This is a genomic window from Shewanella psychrotolerans (assembly GCF_019457595.1).
Classification (GTDB): domain Bacteria; phylum Pseudomonadota; class Gammaproteobacteria; order Enterobacterales; family Shewanellaceae; genus Shewanella; species Shewanella psychrotolerans.
The window spans coordinates 534,955-557,440 of sequence record NZ_CP080419.1 but is presented as its reverse complement, the minus strand read 5'-3'; the positions used below and the strand labels follow the sequence as shown (position 1 = coordinate 557,440).

The 22,486-nt window shown below is 46.0% G+C and carries 20 protein-coding genes; 9 read left to right on the top strand and 11 right to left on the bottom strand.

Annotated features, from left to right (window positions below):
* Positions 1–4 precede the first annotated feature (4 nt).
* From K0I62_RS02535 to K0I62_RS02515, 5 genes are all read left to right on the top strand, one after another.
* Positions 5–1,237 carry a hypothetical protein gene (locus K0I62_RS02535; protein WP_258405069.1) on the top strand — a complete coding sequence of 411 codons (1,233 nt, stop codon included), beginning with the start codon at positions 5–7 and terminating at the stop codon, positions 1,235–1,237.
* A gap of 11 nt (positions 1,238–1,248) precedes the next feature.
* Positions 1,249–1,644 carry a type 2 periplasmic-binding domain-containing protein gene (locus K0I62_RS02530; RefSeq protein ID WP_220069984.1) on the top strand — a complete coding sequence of 132 codons (396 nt, stop codon included), beginning with the start codon at positions 1,249–1,251 and terminating at the stop codon, positions 1,642–1,644.
* Positions 1,645–1,945: 301 nt separating this feature from the next.
* Entirely contained in the window at positions 1,946–2,317 is a 372-nt protein-coding gene (locus tag K0I62_RS02525) for an ArsR/SmtB family transcription factor (RefSeq protein WP_220069983.1), read from the top strand.
* Complete coding sequence (locus K0I62_RS02520; protein ID WP_220069982.1) at positions 2,314–2,562, top strand: thioredoxin family protein; 249 nt, start codon at positions 2,314–2,316, stop codon at positions 2,560–2,562. The genes K0I62_RS02525 and K0I62_RS02520 overlap by 4 nt, the downstream gene beginning before the upstream one ends.
* A 44-nt stretch (positions 2,563–2,606) precedes the next feature.
* Positions 2,607–3,614: a permease gene (locus K0I62_RS02515; RefSeq protein ID WP_220069981.1), complete on the top strand. Its 1,008-nt coding sequence runs from the start codon at positions 2,607–2,609 to the stop codon at positions 3,612–3,614.
* Positions 3,615–3,792: 178 nt separating this feature from the next.
* On the opposite strand, the gene K0I62_RS02510 is transcribed toward K0I62_RS02515, so the two are convergent.
* The 10 genes from K0I62_RS02510 to K0I62_RS02465 all read right to left on the bottom strand — a co-directional run bounded on the left by K0I62_RS02510 (position 3,793) and on the right by K0I62_RS02465 (position 14,737).
* Positions 3,793–4,431 carry a hypothetical protein gene (locus K0I62_RS02510; protein ID WP_220069980.1) on the bottom strand — a complete coding sequence of 213 codons (639 nt, stop codon included), beginning with the start codon at positions 4,429–4,431 and terminating at the stop codon, positions 3,793–3,795.
* Between the two features lie 224 nt (positions 4,432–4,655).
* Positions 4,656–5,336 (bottom strand): hypothetical protein, encoded by a 681-nt coding sequence (locus K0I62_RS02505; RefSeq protein ID WP_220071256.1) that lies wholly within the window; start codon positions 5,334–5,336, stop codon positions 4,656–4,658.
* 134 nt (positions 5,337–5,470) lie between these two features.
* On the bottom strand, positions 5,471–6,634 hold the full coding sequence (locus K0I62_RS02500; protein WP_220069979.1) for a BamA/TamA family outer membrane protein: 1,164 nt from the start codon (positions 6,632–6,634) through the stop codon (positions 5,471–5,473).
* Positions 6,635–6,940: 306 nt separating this feature from the next.
* Positions 6,941–7,345, bottom strand: coding sequence for a hypothetical protein (locus K0I62_RS02495; protein ID WP_220069978.1), 405 nt, complete (start codon positions 7,343–7,345; stop codon positions 6,941–6,943).
* Positions 7,346–7,961: 616 nt separating this feature from the next.
* Positions 7,962–8,216 (bottom strand): hypothetical protein, encoded by a 255-nt coding sequence (locus tag K0I62_RS02490; protein WP_220069977.1) that lies wholly within the window; start codon positions 8,214–8,216, stop codon positions 7,962–7,964.
* 290 nt (positions 8,217–8,506) lie between these two features.
* Positions 8,507–9,808 (bottom strand): HipA domain-containing protein, encoded by a 1,302-nt coding sequence (locus tag K0I62_RS02485; protein WP_220069976.1) that lies wholly within the window; start codon positions 9,806–9,808, stop codon positions 8,507–8,509.
* A gap of 3 nt (positions 9,809–9,811) precedes the next feature.
* Positions 9,812–10,048 (bottom strand): helix-turn-helix domain-containing protein, encoded by a 237-nt coding sequence (locus tag K0I62_RS02480; protein ID WP_220069975.1) that lies wholly within the window; start codon positions 10,046–10,048, stop codon positions 9,812–9,814.
* Between the two features lie 559 nt (positions 10,049–10,607).
* On the bottom strand, positions 10,608–12,212 hold the full coding sequence (locus tag K0I62_RS02475; protein ID WP_220069974.1) for an RICIN domain-containing protein: 1,605 nt from the start codon (positions 12,210–12,212) through the stop codon (positions 10,608–10,610).
* Positions 12,213–12,740: 528 nt separating this feature from the next.
* Positions 12,741–14,390: a chaperonin GroEL gene (groL, locus tag K0I62_RS02470; protein ID WP_220069973.1), complete on the bottom strand. Its 1,650-nt coding sequence runs from the start codon at positions 14,388–14,390 to the stop codon at positions 12,741–12,743.
* Positions 14,391–14,446: 56 nt separating this feature from the next.
* On the bottom strand, positions 14,447–14,737 hold the full coding sequence (locus K0I62_RS02465; protein WP_220062912.1) for a co-chaperone GroES: 291 nt from the start codon (positions 14,735–14,737) through the stop codon (positions 14,447–14,449).
* A gap of 223 nt (positions 14,738–14,960) precedes the next feature.
* Here K0I62_RS02465 and K0I62_RS02460 point away from each other — a divergent pair, with 223 nt between their 5' ends.
* A complete protein-coding gene (locus tag K0I62_RS02460; RefSeq protein ID WP_220069972.1) occupies positions 14,961–16,328 on the top strand; it encodes an MATE family efflux transporter in 1,368 nt (455 codons plus the stop codon).
* A gap of 41 nt (positions 16,329–16,369) precedes the next feature.
* Positions 16,370–17,029: a Qnr family pentapeptide repeat protein gene (locus K0I62_RS02455; RefSeq protein WP_220069971.1), complete on the top strand. Its 660-nt coding sequence runs from the start codon at positions 16,370–16,372 to the stop codon at positions 17,027–17,029.
* A gap of 47 nt (positions 17,030–17,076) precedes the next feature.
* Here the strand turns inward: K0I62_RS02455 and K0I62_RS02450 are convergent, their stop codons facing one another.
* A complete protein-coding gene (locus tag K0I62_RS02450) occupies positions 17,077–18,021 on the bottom strand; it encodes a LysR family transcriptional regulator (RefSeq protein WP_220069970.1) in 945 nt (314 codons plus the stop codon).
* 194 nt (positions 18,022–18,215) lie between these two features.
* On the opposite strand from K0I62_RS02450, the gene K0I62_RS02445 reads away from it, so the two are divergent.
* Both K0I62_RS02445 and K0I62_RS02440 read left to right on the top strand, forming a co-directional pair.
* The gene (locus K0I62_RS02445; protein ID WP_220069969.1) at positions 18,216–19,295 is read left to right on the top strand and encodes an efflux RND transporter periplasmic adaptor subunit; all 1,080 of its coding nucleotides are present in this window, start codon (positions 18,216–18,218) and stop codon (positions 19,293–19,295) included.
* 3 nt (positions 19,296–19,298) lie between these two features.
* On the top strand, positions 19,299–22,397 hold the full coding sequence (locus tag K0I62_RS02440; protein WP_220069968.1) for an efflux RND transporter permease subunit: 3,099 nt from the start codon (positions 19,299–19,301) through the stop codon (positions 22,395–22,397).
* Positions 22,398–22,486 lie beyond the last annotated feature (89 nt).

Below are 22,486 nucleotides of genomic sequence, written 5' to 3'. Positions count from 1 at the left end.
GCATATGATGAACACACGATTCAATACGGCGCTAAAAGCGCTGCCAATAGCGGTATCTGTCGCACTGGTGTCAGGGCAAGTTTTTGCCGCAGATGAGACTAATGAACAGAAGATCGCTAAGCTAGAGCAACAAGTTAAAACTTTGCAAAATCAACAAACTGCAAACTTAACTGAACGCTTTAACTTTAATGGCTTCATGAGCGGCGCCTACATTACAGCCGATAATAATTCGGGCTATTTGGGTTCAAGCACCTCTGCCGACTTTAGCGAAGAGAGTAAGCTAGGTTTCCAAGCTATCTTTGCCATCACCGATAACACCCAAGCCGTGATGCAACTCATGATGAAAGGCGAAAACGATTGGGACGTCGAAGCCGAATGGGCTTATGTGTCTCATCGTTTCGAAAGTGGGGTGCAACTGCGTGGTGGTAAACTACGTGTACCGCTTTTTATGTACTCTGATTATTTGGATGTGGGTTATGCCCAACCTTTTGCTCGTCCACCTGAAGAAGTTTATGGCGCGGTACCATTTACAACCTACACAGGTGGTGATGTCAGCTATGCACTTGAGTTTGATGACTCGACCTTAACGGTGCAAGCCTTTGGCGGTGAATCAGAAGAATCAGGCATAGACATCAAGAATATTCTCGGCGCCAACCTAACATGGACCGATGAAACTTGGACCTTGCGAGCGGTTTACGGTCAATCCACTTTAGATGGTACCACCAGCCGCTCCGTGGCGATTCCGTCACAAGATCCAAACACAGGCTTGCCAATCTTTATCGATGCATCGGTACCACTGCTAACTCTCAACAATGAGAAAGCCACCTTTACTGGTGTTGGCGCAAGCTATGACAATGGTCAGTTCCTTGCCGTCACAGAGTGGACCCGAGTAGAAGTTGATGGTCAATATACCGACTCTGACTCTGGTTATATTACCCTAGGCTACCGCATCAATGCGTTCACGCCTTACGTCACAGCCGCCTATTATGAGTCGCAAGATGATGACCAAAGACCTGTTGTCGGTGAAAGTAGCGCACTGATTGCGGCTCTATTTAATGGCCAACGTACCTCATACAGCGGTGGCTTGCGTTGGGATGCACTCGACAACCTTGCCGTCAAATTTGATGTCACTTACGCCACCGACTTTGGCGATACATCAGGCGGCTTCCAAAGCAATGTGTTGCAAAAGTATGACAATGTCACTGTCTATACCGTTAAATTCGACGTGGTATTTTAAGGAGCGCTATAATGAAAAAACTACTCTCTATCGTAGCGCTTAGCCTATGCAGCATGGTCTCAGCTCAAGCCGCCGTAGTATTAATTGGCGCACCGGGTGCAAGCGATATTTCAGCCTCTGATGCTAAGAAATTATTCCTCGGAAAAGGCTCATCTTCTGCGGTGCCATTTGAACTTGATGAAGGTAACGCTACCCGCTCAGAGTTCCACGACAAAGTGACCAGTAAGAGCGACGCACAATTAAAAGCATATTGGTCAAAGCAGGTATTTACCGGTAAGGGTAATCCACCCGCCACAGTCAGCAGCGCTGCGGCAATGAAATCTACCATTGCCTCGACCCCTAATGCCATTGGTTATATCGACGAAGCGGATCTAGATGACACGGTAAAAGTTATCTTAAAGCCGTAAGTGTTAGCCTAGCTAACGTGATAAAAGCCGAGTGAATGATCACTCGGCTTTTTTGTCTGCGAGTTACTCACTCAATGACGTTCAACGCCAATCTCAACAAATGCCAATCTCAACAAATGCCAACGCTATATTAACGACACATTACGAAGCAGCCCCCCCAAACTCGGCATAAAGTGTTTAGTGCATCACGATAATGACCAAACATCTTGTGCAATACTTGTTCAGGTGAAATACATTTGGCTATTATGCCAAATAACAAAATGATAGTTACCCTAAAGCAGCATTCAGCTTGGAGATTGCCATGACAGAACAAGAACAGCTTAGGCTTAATGCTCGCGCTGCAGTTCTTAAGGCATTAGCACACCCAACCCGCCTATGGCTACTGGAACAAATACAGCAGCAAGAGCGATGTGTCTGCGATCTCACCGATGGCATCAATGCCGATATTTCCACGGTCTCAAAACACCTATCAATCTTAAAACAGGTAGGGATCGTCAGTAGTCGCCGCGATGGTAAACAGATCTACTATCGTCTCGAGACTCCTTGTCTATTAAAGATGGTTGGCTGCGTAGAGACCGTACTGGAAAAAAACGCCCAAGCACAAACCTCGTTGCTTCAATCTTCTCAAACACTCAATAACTCCCAAACACACGTAAACAAGGTAACGACATGAAAATTGAAATATTAGGCAGTGGCTGTAAAAAATGCACCAATTTGGCGGCCGATGTAGAACAAGTCGCTAAACACTTATCGGTAGATATTGAACTTGAAAAGGTGACCGATATGGCAACGATTTTAGATTATGGCGTCATGTCCACGCCCGCCATCGTGATTAACGGTATCGTTGTTTCTTCTGGAACTGTACCTGCTCATGCCGAAATCGAAAAACTATTAACCCAAGCTAATGTTGCCAATTAATCAATAAACTAACTCGGTTTTTCATCCTTTAGCGAGGTCGACCAATGTTAATTTGGTTTTCTGTATTTGCCGATTGGCTCGTCTACGATACGTTAGGGTTATCAAATCAAACCCAATTTGGACAAGCGCTCCACTTCTTTATTGAAGACACCAGCAAGATTTTCGCTCTGCTTATCGTGATGATTTATGCCATAGGCTGGTTACGCGCCTCGCTAAATGTCGAACGCGTTAGAGATTATTTATCGGGTAAACCTAAGGTAGTCGGCTATGGGTTAGGCGCGGGGTTTGGTGCTATAACCCCCTTTTGCTCATGTTCAAGTATTCCCGTTTTTTTAGGCTTTACCTCTGCGGGGATCCCCATAGGGATCACCATGGCATTCCTACTCACTTCGCCACTGATTAATGAAGTCGCTATCCTATTACTGTTTAGCCTATTAGGTTTAAAGATCACCCTATTATACGCCTTAACGGGGATCGTTATCGGCATGCTCGGCGGCGCATTACTCGATCTATTAAAAGCGGAGCGCTGGCTGCAACCATTGGCGGCCAAAGCGTATGCTAGGGGACAACAAACCGCCCCCTCAAACACCACCAATGAGACATCAGCAAACGCGCCTACTAGCAGCTTAAGCTGGCAACAAAGGCATCAGTTTGCGAAATCGGAAACCAGTGAAATTTTTGGCCGAGTATGGAAATGGGTGATTATCGGTGTGGGCATTGGCGCCGCACTGCATGGATTTGTGCCTGCGGGTTGGTTACAAGCCAATCTAGGTGAGGGTCAGTGGTGGTCTGTACCGCTTGCGGTATTAATGGGCATTCCTCTCTATGCCAACGCGACGGGTGTTATCCCCGTATTAGAGAGTTTACTCATACAAGGCGTGCCATTAGGCACAACATTAGCCTTTTGCATGAGTACGGTTGCTGCGAGCTTTCCTGAATTTGTGATGTTAAAACAGGTCATGCAGTGGCGCTTACTCACCCTACTGTTTGCTTTATTGTTGATCTCATTTACTGTCATGGGCTGGATATTCAATCTGGTTTCGTTGACCTAGCCTGCTCAGCAACACAAAAACCAGTAGAAAGATAGATGTTGAGTTTTGTGCATCCATGATAGCCGCTCCCTCTATTCACTGTCACAGCACACAACCAAGAAAATGAGTATAACTAGCGACCTTAGGCATAGATAAGAAATCTATGCCTACATATTGCCAAAGTGAACTATTTTAAGAGTTAAAACAGATCTTCGAGCCACTGCTTAGTCAAGCCAGCACCAACCATCAACTTAAGTTTTAACAGTGCCATGCTATCACCAGGCTCCAACACCTCTTCGCCACAACGCGGATCTGAGCGCTGCAGCGCACCAGTCATCTTATGGTCGATGGGGATAGGTTCGCAACCGTGACCAGACTCGCAAATAAAGTCCCACTTCTCTCTAGCAGGAGCATGGCAAGCAAAGCAGTTACCTTCGAAACGATTGACAACATCAACAAAACCACGCTTAGCAATTTTAGAGCCCCCCTCATCTACTTCTAACTCAAAAAACTCCCAATCATTAGTTGCTGCAAAGGTGCCCGGTTCACGCTTAACCATCACTTCGGTCGGTACCAGTTGCACCACAGAGCCGGTGGGATAAATAGCGCCTTCAGGCGAATTGGCAGCTGCGAGGGTTTCTTCAATATTGCCTAACAAATTATCTACGTAAAAATGGCGCACAGGCGTCATATCACGTATGCACTTAAAGCTGGTTTTATCGATATTGACAGCGACGGCTTCAGTTTTAGTTGTTACATCAGCATAGCTCGCTGTACTGGTAATTAATGTCATAAACAACATCATTACACCCTGGCCAATCGTTATTGCAACTTTCATGGTATCCCCTATGACTAAAACTGATTAATTTATTATGAGTTAGCACCTGTAGCGTTTATTGAACGGGTTCACAGCGATATCAAATATCGGCATTACACTCATATGGCATAAGCATAACGCACAAATAAATTGCGCGCAATTTAAATGCTAAAAACTCGTGGATTGTATGCACTTTTTATCAGTTTATGATAGATAAACTAATGTAGACGGGAAAAATTGGCGCGTTACTCGCAAGTAGAGCGATAGTGATTTAGCTTAATCAGACCTTGCAGCAGAATGCCATGATAGCGCGCCTGCACAAGCTGATAATCTAGCTCGGGAGCGAAATAGTAGGTCACCTCTTCGGCGCCCGTCTGCTCCACCGGCACCAGCATCAGCTCCCCCCAAGGGGCCACCTCTACCGGCTGCGGCGCCTTAACATAGTATTGATAGCGCTCGGTCGCATCCGATGCCTGGCGAATCAAGGCAAACTGGCTCCGTCCCTGCATTAACAATCGGCGGATCTCTAGCGCCAGGGTATCCACATCACGCAGCGCAGTTTCATCGGAGCGATAATGAGTCACCTCACCGTCCAGATCCACCCGTGCAGCGCGGCCATTGTCACTAAAACTCACCTGCATGTCTCTGCTACGAAAACCGCTCACCTGCTGATGAAACTTATTCGTTAACCACTCATCGCTTGCCGTCGACCAAGATAGCTCGGCGCGCTGACGATACTCAGTCCCTATACCTAAAATACTGGCTTTACTGTGAGAGGTCACTACGGCGCTTTGACCCTGCCAATGCTCGGTGCGGCTCATTGTGCCTGTGTGTATGCCACTAAGATAGATGTCGTATTCTGAGCTGCGCGTGCACTCAGGTTTTTGCTCAAGTGTCTTTTGCTCAGCCGATCTGTCCTCACTCATCGGTGCGCCGCCAGAGGCGACCTCACTCGAACCAGCAAGCGCTAGCGGGCTCGCCGCAAAAACGGCGACCGTCAAGAGTGTGGATAGTGACCTTGGCCATCGCCAAGTCTTGAGCTCAGAACAATTAGGCATGCTTAGAAGACTTCGTTCACATTGAGGTAAAAGTTGGTTTCGTTTTCACCCACACCCACGTCGAAACGCAGGTTGATGTTATCTTTAATCTTGAAGCGGAATCCCGTGCCGTAAGAGGTCAGCAGCTCATCGCTTAAATCACTCACCTTACCAGCCACGCTACCCACGCCGCCCCAGAACACCATGCCATAACGCTGAAAAATAGGCAGGCGATACTCGACCTGGCCCATCATCATCTGCTTGTCGCGATAACGTCCCTTGATGTAACCGCGCATGGCGCTGGAACCACCGAGATCAGGCAGCATGTTCCACGGCACATCACCACTGGTAAAGTGGCCCTGCACCTGCCAGGCAATAAGCCCAGGCATAGCGCTCAACAAAGCAGTGCTGCTGAGATCGATATAGTTGGCCAGCTCAAGATCATACTTGGCGAAACTGTCGTACTCGCTATTTTGATACAAGCCCACATCCAGCTGGAACAACCAGCCCTTGGTGGCATTAAGGCGATAGTCGCGCGAATCATAGATACTGGTCACCACCAGGCCCGAACTAAAGTTGTCCGGCAAAATGCCATCAGATGGCAGAGGAATATCGCCCTCTACCCGGGTGAACTTGTCGGCGCTGACATAGGTAAAATCGGCGCCCACGCCGATAAAATAGTTGTCGGCCATCTGAGTCATCCAGCGCGGCGTAAAGCTGTAGAGCTGCTCGTCAAACTCATGGTGATTGCTGTCAATATTGCCATCGGCAATCCCGCGGCCATAGAAAACAGACGCCTCGTTATGTAGCTCCAGCCCCAGTAGCAATCGCTGCTTACCGCCGTTGAAGAAGGTCATGTTTTCCACTTCAACGCCGTATGAGTTGTTCATCGACACAAAAGAGTTGAGCACCAGTGATGAAGGCTGCTCCTCGGGCGCCGCGCCCTCTGTCTTATACAGACCGACCATCAAGAGGCCCACGCCAAACTTCTTCTCGGGCGTGTAATAGGCGGTCGGCAGGTAACTCATATCTATGGGCTTGCTGTCATCAAATTCACCATCGGCGCCAAACACGTCGAGGATCTCATCGACCCAGGTGGGCTCCATATCTTTTGGGGTTTCAATCAAGGGTGCAACGGCAGCCGCCTGATGAGATAACACAAGCAGGGATAACAAAATCCGTTTCATAGAGACTCTGATCAATAGTGGAGAAAAATAGGGTGTAGGTAGGCAAGAGATCAATAAAAACTCCATCCTACAACGTCAACGACGGGGCGCATTTTAACACCCCGTCACTTTTCAACAACGACTTTTTTGATTAACAATTCTTCAAGTAAAGTACAATAGCCACCACAGCTTCGCCTAACCGCTTTAGCTGCTTGGGGAACAACAGAAAAATGCGCAACTCGCATTACAATAAAAAAGCCCTCTCGTATTTGGCTGGGCTATCTCAATTATTCAGCAAGCGTTCTGACGGCTCATCCGCTATAGGCGTTATCGTACCCAGCGCATCAATTGATTGGCGTCTTGCACTGCAAACTGACGTTTTACCAGCTTGCCCGAACCATCGAATAACAGCAGTTCGGCGGACCCAGCACGATACTTAGCGATCATCTTATCGCCCTCAGGAGTACCGACTCTGGCCAGCAAAAACAGTACATTGTCACCCAGGTGACCTCGCGCCTCATTCATCTGCTCGGTCTGAGATCCGCTAATGGTCAGGTTGGGATCATACACAAAAACCACCGCAGGTTTACCTGTACCTATCTCTTCATGGGTCGCCTTAAACCCTTTTGGCATCATCGCCAGCAATAAACCGATCAGCGCGACGACTGCCACGCTCACGCCAATGGCTATCCAAGGCCCTCGCTTAACGCCGTTTAATTGCTCATTATCCATGATGCTCACCCCTTTAATGACTATTCAAAACACTCAATAGCACCATACTACCCAAACAAGCTGAGACAAAGATTAAAAGTGGTTAAATAAATCAGTGTGCAGCCGCAACAAGTGCCCTAACAGTAACGCTTGAAGGTTTATGACGCTTGGTCTGATCAATCAAAGAGAATGGTACAAAATAATACGATTTACCCGACCTGCCTTACTAACAGATGAGTAAAAAGAGAGAAAAATAAATCTGTGGCGATTGAGTGTTTATCCATGCCTGATGATAGTGGACATATTGACTGAAAATGGATCGCCCCTGTAAGGCCACCACAATCAGTGTACTCTGACCCACTGATTGTGAGCTCACAAATACAGTTGAAGGGCCTAAGGAATCTCGCCCCCCCTGAGGCTCCTTACGAATTTAAACTCAATATCGACAACTTGTTCGATGAGGACTATTACGTCTTATACCAAACAGTATTAGAAAGTGATCTACTCAGCGTGTCGATTCATGGTGACCACCAAAACCAGCTAACGCGGGGTTTGGCCTTTAAACTAGAAGTTTACAGCCTCCACGTAAAGGTGACGAAGTGAATCAGAGTTTTTAGGTATGGGCTAGCTTCAATCATTACCTTTTTTTGGGAATATCCCTTGCACCCGCTAGTCGACCAAAAAATTCGCTAATACCGACCCGTTTTCTAATGCGTTCAGCCCAGAAGCCACCAATGATGAAACCCACAACTCCCCAAGCAATAATGGTGAGCGAGTTAAACTGACCCGATTGCAAACTCAACGCAGCCCCAACAAAAAGGCCTAAAAGCGTGGGGGATGCCGCAATAGCCAACCACTGTAACGAGTAAACCAATAAACTAACTAAGCGCATAGGTTCTCCTTAACCTCTTATATTTAAAGCAATAACAGAATACAGATTAAACAGTTTACTTGAAACATATTATGTCTCAAATGTCAGCATAGCATGCTTGAGCCCGCTCAAGCAGGTAAAACCCATTACAACCATAGTGTAAATTATCTGCAATTATGAGAAATTGAGTAGATGACATGCTTTTACAGGAATACCAAAGATTTGCAGTGGAATGCACTTTTGCTATAGAAAAGATCCCAGACGAATTCACGCTTAGCTCAGCTGCCAGGCCACTTTAACTTTAACTAGAACTACAGCTCTATATCTTTGATTTCTGGTGCCATCGCTAAGTAGCGCTCACACCTTGCTAATAACTGTTTTCTATAAGCATCGACAAAATCTTGCTCGGCCTTATCAAGCGCGGGGAGCATAGCGGTAACCTCATCTATGGCTTGGGCTATTTTGGTCGCCATTTGAGTTAGATTGTTGACTAGCAAAGCTCTTGGTAAGCCTATCTCATCAATAAATGCGGCGAGCTGATAGGCATAAATCTTGTTGGGATCGAACTCATCATCAATCGCCATTGCCAACTCTTGTTCAAAATCATCGTACAGCGCGACACATACCAAGTCGTACCATGGCGTCGGCGCTAAGCCTGTGGGTGTCATAAAGAATGAGTAGTTTTTGCCGTGGGCATCGGCATTGCCGCTCAGTAAATTAAATAACGCCCACTGCAACATATCTTGCTTAGCGGCTGCAGGGTTAGCGCACTGACTCGCTAAGCTAAACAACCTTGCGAAGCTAACCCCTTCACGGATATCTTTTACATCGCGGCCAGTACCAAAATTCCGCTCATACTTTTTGTTAACGCTAAAACCGAGTGTTTGGCAACTATCGATGATATGCCGTCTCTGCACCTTGTGTTCGGCTGGCAGGTAGCGACGATCAAAGCGTTCAACACAAAGCGCCTTATGTTCGCCAAAGTAGCTGATATCGACATTGGCCACATTCATTGAGATAGCGTTAGCCAAACGCATCGTCAGAAATTCATTAATCACTAAATGCTGGTGCTTTTCGAACTTGAGAATATGGGTCGATGACAGCGCACCTTCAGCAAAACCAAATGCTTCACCGTTATAGAACAAATTTAATTTTGACTGCACGCCCGCTACCGATAACCTTGGCTTACCGTCCCAGACTTCCATTGGCCAAATATCTGGATCCTCGAGTCGCTTTATCACTTCATCGTCGCTTATTGCTCGAAATGACGTTCCTGGCAATAATACGCCTTTAGGCACAAAGGCGATTGCTCCGGCGGTATCAAGACCGATGCCACGAATAAGCGCGAAGGTATTACCTCTCGATACTCCCAATGATTCCACGAGGTAATCGAGCCCCTTATTCTCGGGCAGTAAGTTAACCAAGAACATGGCAATTTGGTTACTACGACCACTGCCATCTAGCGGGATCATGGGTGATATGGGAAAACCATTTTGTTGCCATATGTCGGTATAGCTAACGGCAAATTTCTCGATATCTGGGTCGAACGACAACTCACCAATAATGCGATCGCCCAAATGCATATCCAAAACAAGCTTGACTGAATCCGTCATAAACTAGTACCACCCACTCGCATTAGCACTGTTGTCCTGCTTGGCAACAATAGCGACGCCCAATCCATCAAGAATTTTAAACACGGTAGAGATATAAACGTCTTCACCTTTCTCTACTCGGATAAAGGTCTTTTTAGTGACACCACACAACATCGCCGCCACCTCTTGAGTCAGCCCTGCTTTTTTGCGGCTTTCTTTAACCAGTGATCCCAAGGATTGTTGATTTAGCGAAGATTTCATAACGTAAATTCCGTAACGTTAGCTAAAAGTGTACTTTGATACACTTTAGCCCTAAATATTCGATTACTCAACACTAAAGTGTAACTTCGTACACTTTAGTATGGATAAGCATTTCGATATCACATAAAGTGTAACTTCGTACACTTTCGTTGTTGCCCTGCCATTAATCGGTCTCAAAGTGTAGTTATCTACCCGCCGTTATATTGATAGACGAAGCACCACGACTTACCTCGGCCATACAACCGCCGATTTAATAAGCAGACACAAAAAAGCCTCAGTACTTTTTCAAGTCACCGAGGCTTCCTTTTTAGATGTCACTCTCAGCGAACGAAGAGATCAGACCTATGGAGCAGGTGTTCTAGCGCAGGAAAAATTAAAAGTCGCAAAAGCTGGGGCAGAGTAAACTTAAAATATTTAGCTCAACTCCTTATCTAGAATCGACTTGCAAATGACACTTGCACAAATAAAAGCCATGCTTGAACAAAGTTTAGTAGCACTGTAATAAACTTGCTCAGCGCATGTTAAAAACATTCGCTGAGCAATAAGACGAGCTCTATATCTATTGAGGGCCAGTCCCTGCATCTACTTGGCTGCCCAAAGTATTTGCACTATCTAATCTATATGGGTAAAGCTGAACATCACTAAAAACCGTTGCGCCACTATCACGATATTGATCAGTTGCTGAACGTCCTGTGTAAATGTTTCCTGATGCACTAAAATATCCAGACCCTTGATTCCAATGAGGCTTTGCTGAGTTTTCAAAATAATTGTTCTCAACAAGTACTTCAGCGCCATCACTCCCACTAATTGCAAAATAAGTAATGTTTTTCCAGTAATTATTAAACATATGAACGCGTGAATTATAGCCATCTATTTTAGGGTTTCGCCCTGCTGCTGTATCCCAAAAGTTGTGATGAACAGTCACCTGAGAGTTTCTGAATAAATGAGTGTACCAATGCTGATTAGCGCAAACTTGGGTGTTATAACCATAGAAACGATTCCAACTAAGGGTAATATTCTGACTATTGTCAATATCGATATAGCCATCACTTATTTTGTTAAAGGCCATATGATCAACCCAAACATGACTACTATCATCAATTGAAATACCATCGCCCGCTTCTACAAGTGCAGGGTTAATGTTTTCAAGCATCACGTTTTTAATAATAATATTACGTTGCTTGCTTATAACGAGGCTGGCACCCACTATTTTTGAGTTTTTACCTAAACCTTGTAACGTTTTATTAGACTGAACAATAATACGACGTTCATTACGCGTAACGTTAACCTGTGAATTTGAAGCGCTGCCCAGTTCGCCACAGCTTTGATTCCCTACAGGTACTCGGTACCATGTTTTACCGTAATCGTTCCATTGGCCACAATCTAAGGGACACGCCTGCACAGTTCTGTTACTGGTATGGCAGTTAATCGTCGTGTTATCGGGGATGTGGATCACAGCAGGAGACGTCGAGCTTAACGCATTATTTAACGCGTTACAGCTTGTTACTGTAATAGGTGTTGCATTACCGCCACCCGTGGTTGTCGATAAGCCATCTTGGCCTGGTTGTGCAGCAAATCCCACTAAGTTACTCGGCGTTGGTTGGCTGCCACCGCTGCCACATTCTGCATCAACAGGGTTTATAAACCATCTTTGAGAGCTCATTCCCGCGTCATCATTTTGATATACATTAGCCGCATTGTTTGACCCAGCCACAGTCAGCGACTTATTCGTTAGCTTATTAGTAATATTAAACCCGCCGGATGACGATGCTTTAACTTGCCAACGTTGATTTGTACCCTGCCAATCATCATAAACAATAACGTTTGCCCCATTAGACTGAGACGAATCAAGCACATCTAACACTTTGTTGTTGTACTTAGAGCGGATAACCCAATAACCATCACTCTCTTTAATAAATTGAAACTTTTGATTATTGCCTCCCCAATAGTCATACGTTATAACATTAGGCGCAGCTCCCGAATCGGTCGTATTAATATCTAACGCTAAGCCAGAGCCTCGGTTAATAACAGAATACAATTGACCTGATTCAGGCATTGCATTGCAATCTTCAGCCTGCACTGAGTAACAGGATAAAGCCCCCAACAAAGCGACCCCCAACTGAAGTATCGAAGTTTTTTTAGATTTTTGTGTCAATTTATACATAAAACAAATCACTTCTCTAATTGTATTATTAAATTACATTTTGGAGCACTAAGACTAATTTATATGTAAAAAAATAAAAACCGAAATGTATAAGTTTTGTGAACAAACGTGTGGATATGGAGGGCCTACAGAAAGGAGTGTCTTTATAATTATATTAGATCAATAAAAATCATAAAATTAGCTACTTAACACTCAACAATTGCGCCCTTGGGCTTTTGCTTGGTATAGCGCTTCATCAGCCTAAACAGTGTATTTTATCGAAATACAGCCTTCTCTAACCCTAAAAAATCCCCTCTTAGTATATCCATATACTCCGGGGATAATCATTTCCAAATGAAAAAGCCCCGATACCGTTAGATATCGGGGCTTTACTATTAAATTAACTTGGCTTCAGGCTGTTAAGCTTAAGACCAGCAGAGTATTTTACGTGGTATAAATCTTGTTAGAGCAAGGCGCTTTACCGTGACGTTTAGTCTACTAAACGAGTGGTGAAGCAACGCAGCTATCACAGATTTAGGCCCGTAAAATTTACATCATGCCGCCCATTCCGCCCATACCACCCATTCCACCCATGCCGCCCATATCGCCAGCACCAGCTTCTTGAGCAACTTCGCCCACCATAGCTTCGGTCGTGATCATCAGACCAGCAATAGATGACGCGAACTGTAGCGCACTACGAGTTACTTTAGTTGGGTCAAGGATACCCATCTCTAGCATGTCACCGTAAGTGTCGTTACCTGCGTTGTAACCGTAGTTACCGCTGCCGTTCTTCACGTTGTTAGCCACAACTGACGCTTCTTCACCTGCGTTAGTCGCGATTTGACGTAGTGGCGCTTCCATCGCACGTAGGGCGATAGTCACACCGTGCTTTTGGTCTTCGTTTAAGACTTCAACTTCACCAATCTTGCTAGCAACACGCACCAGTGCAACACCACCACCAGCTACGACGCCCTCTTCAACAGCGGCGCGAGTCGCGTGTAGTGCATCTTCTACGCGCGCTTTCTTCTCTTTCATTTCAACTTCAGTGGCTGCGCCCACTTTGATCACTGCAACACCGCCAGCCAATTTGGCCATACGCTCTTGTAGTTTCTCTTTGTCGTAGTCAGAGGTTGATTCTTCAGCTTGGATCTTAATTTGTGCAACGCGAGATTGGATCTGCTCTTGTTCACCAGTACCGTCGATAATAGTGGTGTCATCTTTAGTGATAACAACGCGCTTCGCTGTACCTAGGTCTTCTAGGGTTGCTTTTTCAAGCTCTAGGCCAATCTCTTCAGCAATCACAGTACCGCCAGTTAGAATAGCGATATCTTGTAGCATGGCTTTACGACGGTCGCCAAATCCTGGTGCTTTAACAGCAGCCACTTTAACGATACCGCGCATGTTGTTTACAACCAATGTTGCTAATGCTTCGCCTTCAACGTCTTCAGCGATGATAAGCAGTGGCTTACCCGTTTTCGCAAGACCTTCAAGGATAGGCAATAGTTCACGGATGTTTGATACTTTCTTATCAACCAACAAAATGTATGGGCTTTCTAGCTCTACACTGCCAGTCTCAGGCTTGTTGATGAAGTATGGAGAGAGGTAACCACGGTCGAACTGCATCCCTTCAACGACGTCGAGTTCGTTTTCTAGTGCTTGACCTTCTTCAACCGTGATAACGCCTTCTTTACCAACACGCTCCATCGCGGTTGCGATGATTTCACCGATTGACTCGTCAGAGTTTGCAGAGATAGTACCTACTTGAGCAATCGCTTTAGTGTCGCTGCACTCTTGAGATAGGGCCTTCAGTTCAGCAACAGCAGCGATAACCGCTTTGTCGATACCGCGCTTAAGATCCATTGGGTTCATGCCCGCTGCAACGGCTTTTAGGCCTTCAGTCACGATAGCTTGTGCTAGTACCGTTGCAGTAGTGGTACCGTCACCGGCGGCATCGTTGGCTTTAGAAGCAACTTCTTTCACCATTTGAGCGCCCATGTTTTCGAACTTATCTTCTAGTTCGATCTCTTTTGCTACTGACACACCATCTTTAGTGATAAGTGGTGCACCAAAGCTTTTGTCTAGTACTACGTTACGGCCTTTTGGACCTAAGGTAACTTTAACTGCGTTTGCTAGTACGTTTACGCCCGCTAGCATTTTTACGCGTGCGTCATTACCAAAAAGAACTTCTTTAGCTGCCATGTTCTGTATCCTTTAAGAAAAATAGGTTTAACTGGGATAGAAAGTAACTTAGTGGATTATTCCACTACAGCCATTAAATCTGATTCAGATAGGATCAAGACTTCTTCGCCGTCGATCTTCTCTTTTTTCACACCGTAGCCTTCATTGAAGATAACCGTGTCGCCGACTTTTACGTCAAGAGGCTGAACAGTACCGTTTTCAAGGATTCGGCCATTGCCTACTGCAAGCACTACACCGCGAGTTGATTGCTCTGCTGCGCTACCTGTAAGTACGATGCCACCGGCAGATTTTGATTCAACTTCAGAACGCTTAACAATGACGCGGTCATGTAATGGACGAATATTCATCTATGGACTCTCCTAATGATTTTCTTGCCCAACAAACGTTGGCGGTTTATCAAAGTAATACGGCATAAGGCTTATACCGTCTGATGTTTGCTTATATGGGGATCACCGCAACAAGATCCAAGGGCTTTACAAAAAAAATCTCATTTTTTTAACTCGGTTTTATAAAATATCAGCCAACCCTGATAGAATTGCCCTCCTTCTTTAATTAGGCATTCCGTATTTAATGAGAGACAGACACGGGCTACTTAGCCAGCCAATCGGTCGTATACTGCTAAACATGAGCCTGCCGAACCTGATTGGTATCTTAACCATTCTTGGGTTTAGTCTTATAGATACCTTTTTCATTAGTCAGTTAGGCACTGAGGCCTTAGCAGCTATCAGTTTTACCTTTCCGGTTACTTTGATTATCTCCAGCATCGCGATTGGCATTGGTGCAGGCGTTTCGACTAATTTAGGCCGACTTATTGGCAGTGGCAACAGTCACAAAGCTAAGGTGTTTTTGCACGATGCGTTAATGCTCACCTTTTGGTTAATTGCGGCAGTATCTTTGCTGGGCAGCCTCTGTATTGGACCGCTGTTCACCTTGCTCGGCGCCAATGATTCCAGTTTGCCACTGATCCGCGACTACATGTTTTTGTGGTATTTAGGCGCACCACTGTTAGTGCTGTTAATGGTGGGCAATCAGGGATTACGTGCCACTGGCGATACTAAGTCACCAGCCAAGATCATGGCCCTAGCGTCGCTCATCAATCTAGTGCTCGACCCACTGCTTATTTTTGGACTTGGGCCATTTCCACGTTTAGAGATCCAAGGCGCTGCGATTGCGACCCTAATCTCTTGGATAGTCGCACTGTCGTTATCGGGTTATCTGCTGATTATTAAACGTAACTTGGTTGAGTTTGCCGAATTCAATTTGACCCGCATGCGCTGCAACTGGAAACAACTGGCGCATATTGCCCAACCAGCCGCATTGATGAACCTGTTAAACCCCGTGGCCAACGCCCTAATTATGGCGATGCTAGCACGCATAGATCATAGCGCCGTGGCCGCCTTTGGTGCAGGAACACGCTTAGAATCGGTGCTATTAATTGCGGTAATGGCACTGTCCTCTAGCCTAGTGCCCTTTGTGGCACAAAACTTAGGCGCAGGGCAAACCGAGCGCGCTCGCGAAGCCTTAATGCTGTCGCTAAAATTCGTGCTGATATTTCAAACCTTAATCTATCTGCCACTGCTGTTTTTCGCGACGCCTGTTGCCGAGTTATTTAGTAGCGATCCTCAAGTGCTTGAATGGCTGACGTTTTATATTATTGCCCTGCCCGCTGCTTATGGCCCTTTAGGCATGGTGATCTTAATGGCTACAACACTCAACGCCTATCATAGACCCATGAGCTCGCTGGTATTAAATGTCTGTCGATTGTTTTTACTGTTGCTGCCACTGGCGGCATTAGGCTCCTATCTTGGTGGCGTGAAAGGGTTATTGTTAGCGCTCCCTGTGACAAACACTGTGATGGGGATTGCCTGCTATATTTTGGCGAGCCGCATCACTGAACCTGCGAAAGCCGCTAAGCACACACAATCGATTAAGCATTAAGCTAAATTTGCGACAAACTCACACGCGCTAAGGAATAAACCATGTATATCATTGCTGATCAGCATTATATCGACCATGATTTTAGTGGCGAAGATCTGCAGGAGCATCAATTTAAAAATTGTTATTTCTATCGCTGTCAGTTTACCCATAGCGATCTCACCGATTGCCAGTTTGACCATTGTCAGTTTGTAGAAAGCAGCGATCTACTTGGCTGTGACTTTAGTTACGCGACCCTAACTAATGCTAGCTTTAAGCAGTGTAATTTGAGCATGAGCCTGTTTAAGGGGAGTCGCTGTTTTGGCGCAGAGTTTCGTGATAGTAACCTGCAGGGAGCCGACTTTCATCGTGCCAGTTTCGCCAACTATATCACACAAAAAAGCTACTTTTGTAGCGCCTATATTACCGGCTGTAATCTTGCCTACAGTAACTTTGATGGCGTACTGCTTGAAGAGTGTGAGCTGTTTGATAATCGCTGGCGCGGCGCGAATTTAAACGGTGCCTCAATGAAAGGTGCCGATCTGAGTGGCGGTGAGTTTTCTGCCGAACAGTGGGGCAGCTTTGACCTGCGCGGTGCTAATCTAACCCGAGTCGAGCTTGAAGGGCTTGATCCAAGAGTGGTGCCACTTGAGGGGGTGATCATCAACCAATGGCAGCAAGAACAGTTACTTGCGCCGTTTGGTCTCATCATTAGCCCTGATTAATGCTAGGGTTTACCTCAAAGACCATCGTTTAGCTCAACGCTCGTTTCTTAAATCAACGGCTTAATAACACCTTTGGTTCTGGCTTCGCGATCGCAGGCACCATTTTGAATACACGCTTCTAATGCTGTCATAATGTAGTCAATAAAACGTTGGCTGGCGAGGCTGATAAAACGCCGCGAAGGATAGACTAAGAAGCACTTACCTTCATAGGGCTCTACATCTTCAAATAACATCACTAACTTACCGTTTTCTACATACTCTTGCGCAACAGGAAGCGGCATCATAGAGATCCCTCTGCCCATCAATGTGGCTTCTAAGCAAGTCTCTAAACTGTTAACACACAAGTTACCTGTCACCGAGAGTGTCTTTTCCTTACCAAAGGGCACCTCATTAAAAATCCGGCCATTAGGGTAGCGAAACAGGATGGAATTGTGCTTGGGTAACTCTTCTGGCGTTAACGGTGTACCCACTTTTTCGAGGTATTCTGGGCTGGCAAAAAAGTGCACCCTTTCATCAATAATATGGCGTGCGACCATCTCATTCTCATTAAACGCGTCTTCAAGCATAAAGGCCAAATCGATGTTGTTGCGAATCATATCTTTAGGCTCTGAACTCACGATGATCTCAACCGTAAGCTCAGGGTTGATATCCATAAATTCAAAGATCGCATGGGTGATATGTAAAATCTCAGGGATGGGGAAAATTAAGATCCGCAGATGGCCGGCCACTTCCGCTTCTTGCCCTGACAGTTCCGATAGGGTTTGTTCCAATGCGGCCAACATCGGTGTGGTTTTATCATAGAAATGGCTACCTGAGGCTGTTAGTGTCATCGCCCTACTCTGACGATGAAACAACTTCACGTTCAGCTCATCTTCTAGGGCCTGCAAGCGGCGACTTAAGGTGGACTTGGGCAAGTTTAAAATATCTGCCGCCTCAACCAAACTGCCAGTTTCAACAATACGGTGGAATAGCGCAATATCTTCGGTCTTCATGGCGACATCTCAACATTTAGGCAATAGAACTCGACACACTATCACTTTGCACACACTCAAGGCGGTAAAGCAAGTGAAGATGGTTTCATTTTATGGAACCCATGATTTCACATAATTCCATTTTACTCAACAATAAGAGCTGCTATCTTGGCACGCTAGCAAGATACACTTCGTAACAATGTGAGATTAGTTTTATGAAAAACGTAACAATCGGGCTCTCTATTAGTGCACTACTGCTTCTAGCTGGCTGCACGACAGAGTCTGCTGAAATTCAGGCACCAAGCATTCGCCCGGTCAAATTGATGGAGATAACCGATCTCAATCGAGCGGCAACGCGCAGCTTTCCGGCCAAGGTAGCGGCAACAAAACAGGTAGAGCTATCATTTCGTCTCTCAGGTCAGCTAATTGATTTTTCACTAGTGGAAGGCCAGAGAGTAAACAAGGGGGATGTACTTGCTAGACTCGATGATAGAGATGCGCGCAACACCTTACTCAACAGAGAAGCGGATCATGAGTTAGCCGTTGCTGATTTCGAACGTAAAGGCGAACTGCTGCGTCGTGAGTTAATTTCACAAGCCGACTACGACTTGGCCAAGGCTCAAATAAAATCGGCGGCAGCCAACCTTGCTAGCGCTCAAGATCAACTTAGCTACACCATCATTAAAGCACCATTTAACGGCATCGTGGCTAAAAGATCGGTTGAGAACTATCAAATTGTTCAAGTAAACCAACCCATTTTAATCCTCCAAAAAGATGGCTTTATCGATGTGGTTATTCAGGTACCTGAATCATTGGCAAGTCAAGTAACACGCTTTAGTCCCGATGCACCTGCGCTGCCTAGCGTGACCTTTAGCAACCATCCAGAGCAACGCTATCCTGCGCGTCTAAAGGAGTTTGCGACTCAGGTGACTCCAGGCACCCAAAGCTATGAAGTGGTGTTTACCCTACCCGCGCCGCAAGATATCAGCATTTTACCTGGTATGAGTGCCGAACTGACCTTAGATCTATCGGGGGAAACGCAAACCAAGACAGGCGCAACAGTCCCCTTGAATGCGGTTATCAAGCGAGATCTGGATGGACAAACCATTATATGGACCTACAACCCAGAGACAGGTTTAGTTAAGTCACAAGAGGTCACCGTCGGAAGAGTCACCACGAATGGCATTGAGGTGCTCGACGGCATCAATGTTGGTGACAAGGTTGTCGTGGCTGGGGTGCAATATCTGCAAGACGATATGCAAGTAAAACCTTTGCGCTGGCAACGGGGTGTTTAATCGATGAATTTTGCCGAGTATTCGATTACCCATAAGGTTGTCAGTTGGATGTTTGCCCTGCTGCTATTAATTGGTGGCAGTATCTCTTTTTTCAGCTTAGGTCAGCTAGAGTTCCCTGAATTTACCATTAAACAAGCGCTTGTGATTACCGCCTATCCTGGCGCGTCACCTGAGCAGGTTGAAGAGGAAGTGACCCTGCCACTGGAAGATGCGTTACAACAACTCGATGGCATTAAGCATATCACTTCAATTAACAGTGCTGGGCTGTCTCAAATCGAGATAGAGATTAAAGAAAATTATGGTGCAGACGAACTCCCCCAAGTGTGGGATGAAGTGCGCCGTAAAGTGTACGACACCAAAGGAACCTTGCCCCAGGGCGTTATGGAACCTGCAGTTATCGATGACTTTGGTGATGTGTATGGCATTCTGCTCAATTTAAGTGGTGACGGTTACAACGACCGTGAGCTACAAAACTATGGTGACTTTCTACGTCGCGAACTCGTACTGGTTAAAGGCATTAAACGTGTCAGTATCGCAGGTATCGTATCCGATCAGGTGGTGGTGGAGATCTCAACCCAAAAGCTCAATGCCTTGGGGTTAAATCAAGATTATATCTATGGCCTGATCACTAGCCAAAACGTGGTTTCCAATGCGGGTAGTGTCAAGGTGGGTGATAATCGTATCCGTATTCACCCCACAGGGGAGTTCGATAGCGTAGAGCAGCTGTCACACCTAGTTGTGAGTTCGCCTGGCGATACCAAGCTTATCCATTTAGCCGATATTGCAAACATCTACAAAGACGTTGAAGAGACACCAGACAGTATCTATCACGGTGGAGGAAACAAGGCATTATCTATCGGGATTGCTTTCTCTAGTGGTGTTAACGTGGTGGATGTTGGCCAAGTGGTCAATGATAAGATCGCGGCCCTAGACAGTGAGCTACCACTTGGCATGACACTGACTACCGTCTATGACCAAAGTAAGATGGTTGATGAGACCATTAATGGCTTTTTAGTCAACCTTGCCGAATCCATCGCGATTGTCATTGGCGTGTTACTGATCTTTATGGGCGTTCGCTCGGGTCTGTTAATGGGACTAGTGCTGCTGCTGACGATTCTCGGCACCTTTATTATGATGAATGTACTCAATATTGAGCTGCAGATCATCTCATTAGGTGCGCTCATTATCGCCTTGGGTATGTTGGTAGATAACGCCATTGTAGTCACCGAGGGGATATTAATTGGGATCAAGCGCGGCCAAACACGCCTAGAAACCGCTAAGCAAGTGATCAGTCAAACTCAATGGCCACTGCTCGGCGCGACGATTATCGCTATCATGGCCTTTGCCCCGATTGGTCTGTCGGATAATGCGTCTGGTGAATTCTGTATCTCATTATTCTTGGTATTGTTGATTTCACTGTTTATCAGCTGGATCACAGCGATGACGCTAACTCCATTCTTTTGCAATATCATGTTTAAAGATGGCATACCCGTCGACGATAATAATGAAAGCGATCCCTATAAAGGCTGGTTATTCAACCTTTACCGTTTAACACTCAACCTAGCAATGCGCTTTCGGGCTCTCACCCTGATTGTCGTTATTATCGCTCTTGTGGGTTCGGTGATCGGTATGGGCCATGTAAAAAATGTGTTCTTCCCATCGTCTAATACACCGATGTTTTTTGTGGATGTATGGATGCCAGAAGGCACAGATATCAAGGCTACCGAAGCACAACTTAGCCGTATTGAGCAAGACCTGCTTTCAGAGCAAGCTGAACAAGATAGTGGACTGATTAATATCACCACGGTTCTAGGTCAAGGGGCACAACGTTTCGTACTGCCTTATGTGCCAGAAAAAGGCTACAAAGCCTATGGCCAGCTGATATTAGAGATGACAGATCTTGATAGTCTCAATAAGTACATGCGTAAACTTGAGCGCGATTTGAGTGTCCGTTATCCCGAGGCTGAATATCGCTTTAAATACTTAGAAAATGGCCCCAGTCCAGCGGCTAAGATTGAGGCACGTTTCTATGGTGAAGATCCTCAAGTGCTGAGAAACCTCGCCCAACAAGCGGTCGATATTCTTAAAGCAGAACCAACCGCCACCAGCGTGAGGCATAATTGGCGTAATCAGGTCACCCTGGTTCGTCCACAATTGGCTCTAGCTCAGGCAAGAGAGACAGGGGTTAGCAAACAAGATCTTGATAATGCGCTGTTGACTAACTTCAGTGGCAAACAGATAGGCTTATATCGTGAAAACAGTCACCTGTTACCTATTATTGCTAGGGCACCAGCGAGTGAACGTTTTAACGCGAATAGCATATCAGAGCTACAAGTATGGAGTTCGGGCAACAATGTGTTTGTGCCCATCAGCCAAGTCGTCTCTGATTTCAGCACCGAGTGGGAAAACCCGCTAATCATGCGCCGCGATCGTAAACGTGTGATTGCCGTGTTAGCTGAGCCAGTCAACGGTACCGATGAGACTGCCGACTCGGTATTTAGAAAAATCCGCTCACAAATAGAAGCCTTACCCCTTCCTGCGGGTTACACCCTCGAATGGGGCGGCGAGTACGAAACGGCAACCGAAGCTCAGGTCTCGGTATTTAGCTCAATTCCACTTGGCTACCTTGCTATGTTCTTGATCACCGTCTTACTGTTTAACTCGGTAAGACAGCCATTGGTGATCTGGTTTACTGTGCCACTCTCTTTGATTGGTGTGGTATCGGGTTTACTACTATTAAACGCGCCATTTAGCTTTATGGCACTATTAGGCTTGCTTAGTTTGACTGGGATGGTGATCAAAAACGGCATTGTATTGGTCGATCAGATCAATCTAGAGCTCAGCTTAGGTAAAATCGGTTATCAGGCGGTTATCGATTCGGCAGTCAGTCGTGTAAGACCGGTATTAATGGCGGCGATCACCACAATGCTGGGGATGATACCACTGTTATCGGATGCCTTCTTCGGCTCAATGGCAATCACCATTATCTTCGGCCTTGGGTTTGCATCGGTACTGACGTTAATCGTCTTGCCAGTGGCCTATACCTTGTTATTCGGGATCTCCCGCCCAGCGAATAATGGGAGGTCTACACAACAAAATTAATCAAAATCACGCTTCCCGGCGCGCCCAGCTCGATATGAGCTGGGCTTCCGTTGTTATCCTTCTGCAGTAAAATCCCACCATTATTGTCA

What these genes read in the sequence shown, in the direction of transcription:
- K0I62_RS02485 (WP_220069976.1), bottom strand. Translation starts at nt 9,808, where the DNA reads ATGACGGATTCAGTCAAGCTTGTTTTGGATATGCATTTGGGCGATCGC.
- K0I62_RS02535 (WP_258405069.1), top strand. Translation starts at nt 5, where the DNA reads ATGATGAACACACGATTCAATACGGCGCTAAAAGCGCTGCCAATAGCG.
- K0I62_RS02515 (WP_220069981.1), top strand. Translation starts at nt 2,607, where the DNA reads ATGTTAATTTGGTTTTCTGTATTTGCCGATTGGCTCGTCTACGATACG.
- K0I62_RS02530 (WP_220069984.1), top strand. Translation starts at nt 1,249, where the DNA reads ATGAAAAAACTACTCTCTATCGTAGCGCTTAGCCTATGCAGCATGGTC.
- K0I62_RS02520 (WP_220069982.1), top strand. Translation starts at nt 2,314, where the DNA reads ATGAAAATTGAAATATTAGGCAGTGGCTGTAAAAAATGCACCAATTTG.
- K0I62_RS02460 (WP_220069972.1), top strand. Translation starts at nt 14,961, where the DNA reads ATGAGAGACAGACACGGGCTACTTAGCCAGCCAATCGGTCGTATACTG.
- K0I62_RS02475 (WP_220069974.1), bottom strand. Translation starts at nt 12,212, where the DNA reads ATGTATAAATTGACACAAAAATCTAAAAAAACTTCGATACTTCAGTTG.
- K0I62_RS02455 (WP_220069971.1), top strand. Translation starts at nt 16,370, where the DNA reads ATGTATATCATTGCTGATCAGCATTATATCGACCATGATTTTAGTGGC.
- K0I62_RS02440 (WP_220069968.1), top strand. Translation starts at nt 19,299, where the DNA reads ATGAATTTTGCCGAGTATTCGATTACCCATAAGGTTGTCAGTTGGATG.
- K0I62_RS02465 (WP_220062912.1), bottom strand. Translation starts at nt 14,737, where the DNA reads ATGAATATTCGTCCATTACATGACCGCGTCATTGTTAAGCGTTCTGAA.
- K0I62_RS02505 (WP_220071256.1), bottom strand. Translation starts at nt 5,336, where the DNA reads ATGAGTGAGGACAGATCGGCTGAGCAAAAGACACTTGAGCAAAAACCT.
- K0I62_RS02510 (WP_220069980.1), bottom strand. Translation starts at nt 4,431, where the DNA reads ATGAAAGTTGCAATAACGATTGGCCAGGGTGTAATGATGTTGTTTATG.
- K0I62_RS02490 (WP_220069977.1), bottom strand. Translation starts at nt 8,216, where the DNA reads ATGCGCTTAGTTAGTTTATTGGTTTACTCGTTACAGTGGTTGGCTATT.
- K0I62_RS02480 (WP_220069975.1), bottom strand. Translation starts at nt 10,048, where the DNA reads ATGAAATCTTCGCTAAATCAACAATCCTTGGGATCACTGGTTAAAGAA.
- K0I62_RS02495 (WP_220069978.1), bottom strand. Translation starts at nt 7,345, where the DNA reads ATGGATAATGAGCAATTAAACGGCGTTAAGCGAGGGCCTTGGATAGCC.
- K0I62_RS02445 (WP_220069969.1), top strand. Translation starts at nt 18,216, where the DNA reads ATGAAAAACGTAACAATCGGGCTCTCTATTAGTGCACTACTGCTTCTA.
- groL (WP_220069973.1), bottom strand. Translation starts at nt 14,390, where the DNA reads ATGGCAGCTAAAGAAGTTCTTTTTGGTAATGACGCACGCGTAAAAATG.
- K0I62_RS02525 (WP_220069983.1), top strand. Translation starts at nt 1,946, where the DNA reads ATGACAGAACAAGAACAGCTTAGGCTTAATGCTCGCGCTGCAGTTCTT.
- K0I62_RS02500 (WP_220069979.1), bottom strand. Translation starts at nt 6,634, where the DNA reads ATGAAACGGATTTTGTTATCCCTGCTTGTGTTATCTCATCAGGCGGCT.
- K0I62_RS02450 (WP_220069970.1), bottom strand. Translation starts at nt 18,021, where the DNA reads ATGAAGACCGAAGATATTGCGCTATTCCACCGTATTGTTGAAACTGGC.